This window comes from Paraburkholderia sp., assembly GCF_036488505.1.
In the GTDB taxonomy this organism is placed as follows: domain Bacteria; phylum Pseudomonadota; class Gammaproteobacteria; order Burkholderiales; family Burkholderiaceae; genus Paraburkholderia.
Map to the genome: position 1 here is coordinate 1 of NZ_DASXHN010000357.1, position 4,407 is coordinate 4,407.

Below are 4,407 nucleotides of genomic sequence, written 5' to 3' on the forward strand. Positions count from 1 at the left end.
CAGGCCAGCGTTCATTTCCCGATGGCCGCGCTGATTGCCCAGGTGTGCCGCTCGGCAGGAGATTCGCGTTGCAGGGCGAGCTCGGTCAATCTCCTTGCGTTGCTTATACGAGCGTATAAGCAGGTTACGCTAATGCGGCATCTGCATATCCGACCGCACAGTAGACTCGCGCTGTGGCCGGACCTACCCTTCTCTCATCGCGACACCCTGGCTGTTGTCCCAGCACGAAGCTCGCGCTTCGGCCCGACGTCCACATCGTAGTTCCGGATGGCCGCCCGACCGATTCCCTTCTCGACATCCCCAAGGAATCATCGTGCCGCATGTTCTGCATAGCTGGATCCATATCGGAAGCAACGCATACAACGAGTACACATTCGTGCCGTGGCTTGGCAGGACCATTTATCGCCGTACGGTGGATTTTTCCATCATCTGCATGCAGTAGCGGAATTCGAAAGTGGTTGGACTCATCAGTTCGTTCACTTCTGCTTCAGCATCTGGGAATCGCTGGCGGCTCGAGTGTCCAGCCGCGGGCTGAACTGCGATTGGCCACACGCACGGCGCGCGTACACGATCAGATTTTCACGACGTCGAGCGCCATTTTCTTGTCGAAGTCCAGGCAACTGATCGACGAGGGCGTCTTACTGGCGCCGAGAAACCCGGCGACACACCGCGCCAGCTTCCCGTCACCGTTATTCCATTGAAAGCGCGGATGCGCAATCGTTAATCTCCCCGGTCGTCATCCGACTCAGCTGCGTCCCTGCTGGGTGGCGTTGTGTGCGCACCGGTCCGTGCGCATTCCCTGCCACATTTCTCTTCCACGCTCCCCCGGCATCAAGATTCTCTCGATCACTCGTCGATTGACGACGTGTAAGTGATGTAAACGAATCGTGGACACAACGCGTAGATGCGTGAAAGCGCGATGATACTGGGATTGTCCGCGTAGCACGTCTGCTGGCGTTCGCTAACAAAAATTTTTTCTGTATTTTTTATGTCGTCAATTGACGATTTATTTTCTTGGCGATATCTTCGCGTCTCAACAGGTAGCCGGAGCAGCGGCTACGCCAAGTGTGGACAATGCCGCGCAAACGGTCGGAGTGAGCCATGAGTAACGTCGTCAATCGATTCGGGAACAGTCGTCGTCGATTTCTACAGTTGTCGGCGGGCGCGGGGCTCGCTGCTTCTGGTTTGATAGGGGGAATGTCCCGGGCCTTCGCTGCCGACAGCGTCAATCTTCATACCTGGTCGGCCGGCGTCGATACGGTGAAGCGCATGCTCGTGCCGTTTCAGAAAGAAGCGGGGTTCAACGTCAACTACAACAACCTGCCGTTCGCCCAGTATCGCGAGGCAATGGTGACGAAGTTCGTAGGGCAGGCGCCGATCGACGTGCTATGGGTGTCCGACGGCTGGCTGCCCGAGTGGGCCGACGCGGGCTGGCTTGCGCCGCTCGACGGCCATCCGGAACTGCTCAGGTACAACGGCGAAGTGCAGGACTTCTGCACTGAATCGATGCGCTACAAGGGTCATCAGTACGGTCTCACCTACTACACCGACTACATGGCGTTTCTCTACGACGCCGACAAGCTCGCCAAGGCGGGCATCGCGGCGCCGCCTGCAACGTGGGACGAACTGGTCGCGCAATCCCTGAAGATCAAGAATGCCGGCCTCTCGCAATACCCGTTGATGCTGTCGATGGCACGTGAAAGCTGGCTCATCGAGTTCATGTCGTCACTGGTGTTTTCCAACGGCGGCCGCTTTGTCGACGACGGTGGCAACGCGGTGATGGACGATCCGAAGCACGGCGCGGCGACTTCGTTGCAATGGGTCGTCGATGCGGTCAACAAGCACCACATCGTGTCGCCTGCCTGCGTCGAGTTGGGAGAATTGAACGGCTTCAAGGCGGTGGCGTCGGGCAATCACGCGTTCGCGCTATTGCCTCGCTACCGGATTCAGGCGCTTAACGACCCGCGCCAGTCGCGCGTCGCGGGCCATATTAAACAGGCGTTGATGCCGGCCGGCCCGAACGGTTCACACACCACGGTTGCGTGGATGCGCATGCACGCGATGAGCGCCGCCGCCGGCGCCAACAAGACGCGCGCCGCCGAGGCGACGCGTCTGATCGAAGCCTTTGGTGGACGGTTCGACGGTCAGTACGCGTTTCAGAAGGCGATGTTCCTCGACACCGGCACGGCATTCGGCGTGAAGCCGCTCTTTAACGACCCGCAAGTGCGTACCGCGTATGAAAAGTACGGCGACTTCTCGATGTTTCAGAAGCAGCAGGATCTGGCGCGCAAAAAGGATGTGATCACGCGCTGGTTCGGTGAATGGGACGAGACCAACGGCACCGCATGGCAAGCGGCGATCATCGGTCAGGCAAGCGTAGCCGACACGCTGAAACGGTCCGCTCAGAAGTGGACCGCATTGAGCAAAGCCTGAGGTCGATATGAGCGTTCATGCGTTGGGCCGCCGCTGGCTCGCCAGACATTCCGTGGCGCCTTCCGATCAGCGCAGCGCAATGCTGCTGCTGATGCCGATGATGCTGGTGCTGCTCGCAGTCGCCGTGTTTCCGGTGCTTTACTCGTTCTGGACGAGCCTTTTCGACATTCACCTGACGCGCATGAACAGCGTGTCGTTCGTCGGCCTCGGCAACTACATCCAGACCTTTCGCGATCCGATGTTCTGGGCTGCGGTCGAGCGCACCGCGTGGTTCACCGTCGTATCGGTGCTTGCAATCATGGTGATTGCGACGCTGATGGCGCTATTGCTGAATCAGGACTTTCGGGGCCGGCGCATTCTGTCGACCGCGCTTCTGATTCCATGGGCCATTCCCTATGTGGTCGACGGTCTGATGTGGAAGTGGATCTACGACTCAGGGTACGGTGCGCTCAACGGACTGCTGTTGCAGCTTGGCGTAATCGGCCAGTACATGGTGTGGCTGGGCGACACGCACAAGACGCTGGCGTTGATCTCCAACGCATTCGTGTGGAAGGAAGTGCCGCTCGCGACCATTTTGCTGCTCGTCACGATGAAGTCTATTCCGTCGGACCTCTACGCGGCGGCGCGAGTGGACGGCGCAAACGTGTGGAGCCGATTCCTGCACGTGAGCCTGCCGGCGATGCGTCCGGGCTTCATGCTAGTGATGATCTACGAAGCGATGATGGCGGTCCGGCACTTCGACCTCTTCTTCATTCTGACGGAAGGCGGCCCGGCCGACGCGTCTCACGTGCTCTCCTGGCACATCTACGTCGAGACGTTCCGCAACCTGTCGTTCGGCACCGGTGCGGCGGTCGCGTATGTGCTCGCGCTCGCTACGTTCGCGATGTCGTACGCGATCATTCGTCTACTCGGCAAGAGGCTTTGAGCGATGTCTTCTTCTGTTGTGAAGCGCATTGCGCTGCTGGCCGGTTCAATCGTGATGCTGCTGTATGTGCTGGCGCCGGTTGCGTGGCTGCTGTCGTCCTCGTTGCAGCGCGAAGCGGACATCACGTCGATTCCGCCACATTGGATTCCGCATCCGCCGACGCTGTCCAGCTTCAAGGCGATCGTTGCGGCAAGTACCGGCACAGCGTCGGACGACGGCAACGCCGCGTTCGTTCCGTCCACCGCGCAGTACCTGTTGCCGGCGCTGCGCAATAGCCTCGTGGTCGCGGCCGCGGTGGTGCTGCTCAATCTGCTCGTCAGCGTCCCCGCCGCTTATGCGATGGCGAAAATCCGGTATATCGGCCGCGATCTGTCGGTGTATTTCATGCTGGCTACGCGCGTGATTCCCGATATCGCGCTCGTCGTGCCGTTCTTTCTGTTCGTGCGCAAGCTCGGCCTGCTCGACAGCGTCGGGGCGCTGATCATCACCTATCTGGCGATCACGGTGCCGTTCAGCGTTTTCATGTTGCTCAGTTATTTCGAATCGCTACCCGACGAGCTCGACAAGGCGGCTCGGGTCGACGGCTGCTCGCGAATTCAGGTTTTGCTGAAAGTGTTTTTGCCACTCGCGGTGCCATCGCTCGTCGCCGTGATCATGTTCACGTTCCTGACTAGCTGGAACGAGTTCCTGTTCGCGTTGATGTTTACCCAGACAGCCGCGTCGCAGACCGTCCCGATCATCGTCGCGTCTTTCACGTCGGACTTTACGACGAGCTTTTCGTTCATCAACGCAGCGGGCGTGGTCGCCATCGTGCCGCCTGTGATCATCGCCGTGGTGTTCGAGCGTTACATCGTGTCCGGTCTGACTGCTGGCGCGGTAAAGGGATAAAGGGAAAGGTCATGGCTCAAATCGAATTTCAGCAGGTGGGCAAGCGATATGCGAACGGGCATGTCGCATTGGACAACCTGAATCTGCAGATCAGGGACAAGGAGACATGCCCGTTCGCATATCGCTTGCCCACCTGCAAATTCAGGTTGTCCAATGCGACA

General features: G+C 59.2%; 3 protein-coding genes. All 3 read left to right on the top strand.

Annotation, left to right across the window (positions count from 1 at the left end):
- Nucleotides 1–1,197: 1,197 nt before the first annotated feature.
- Genes VGH68_RS21215 through VGH68_RS21225 form a run of 3 tightly spaced genes read left to right on the top strand, consistent with a single transcriptional unit; the run spans nucleotide 1,198 to nucleotide 4,246 of the window.
- On the top strand, nucleotides 1,198–2,433 hold the full coding sequence (locus VGH68_RS21215; protein ID WP_331605667.1) for an extracellular solute-binding protein: 1,236 nt from the start codon (nucleotides 1,198–1,200) through the stop codon (nucleotides 2,431–2,433).
- A gap of 7 nt (nucleotides 2,434–2,440) precedes the next feature.
- Entirely contained in the window at nucleotides 2,441–3,358 is a 918-nt protein-coding gene (locus tag VGH68_RS21220) for a sugar ABC transporter permease (protein ID WP_331605669.1), read from the top strand.
- 3 nt (nucleotides 3,359–3,361) lie between these two features.
- A complete protein-coding gene (locus tag VGH68_RS21225; protein WP_331605670.1) occupies nucleotides 3,362–4,246 on the top strand; it encodes a carbohydrate ABC transporter permease in 885 nt (294 codons plus the stop codon).
- The last annotated feature ends 161 nt before the right edge of the window (nucleotides 4,247–4,407 follow it).

Excerpts from the sequence above, each read along its gene's own strand:
- VGH68_RS21215 (WP_331605667.1), top strand. The coding sequence starts at position 1,198 with ATGTCCCGGGCCTTCGCTGCCGACAGCGTCAATCTTCATACCTGGTCG.
- VGH68_RS21220 (WP_331605669.1), top strand. The coding sequence starts at position 2,441 with ATGAGCGTTCATGCGTTGGGCCGCCGCTGGCTCGCCAGACATTCCGTG.
- VGH68_RS21225 (WP_331605670.1), top strand. The coding sequence starts at position 3,362 with ATGTCTTCTTCTGTTGTGAAGCGCATTGCGCTGCTGGCCGGTTCAATC.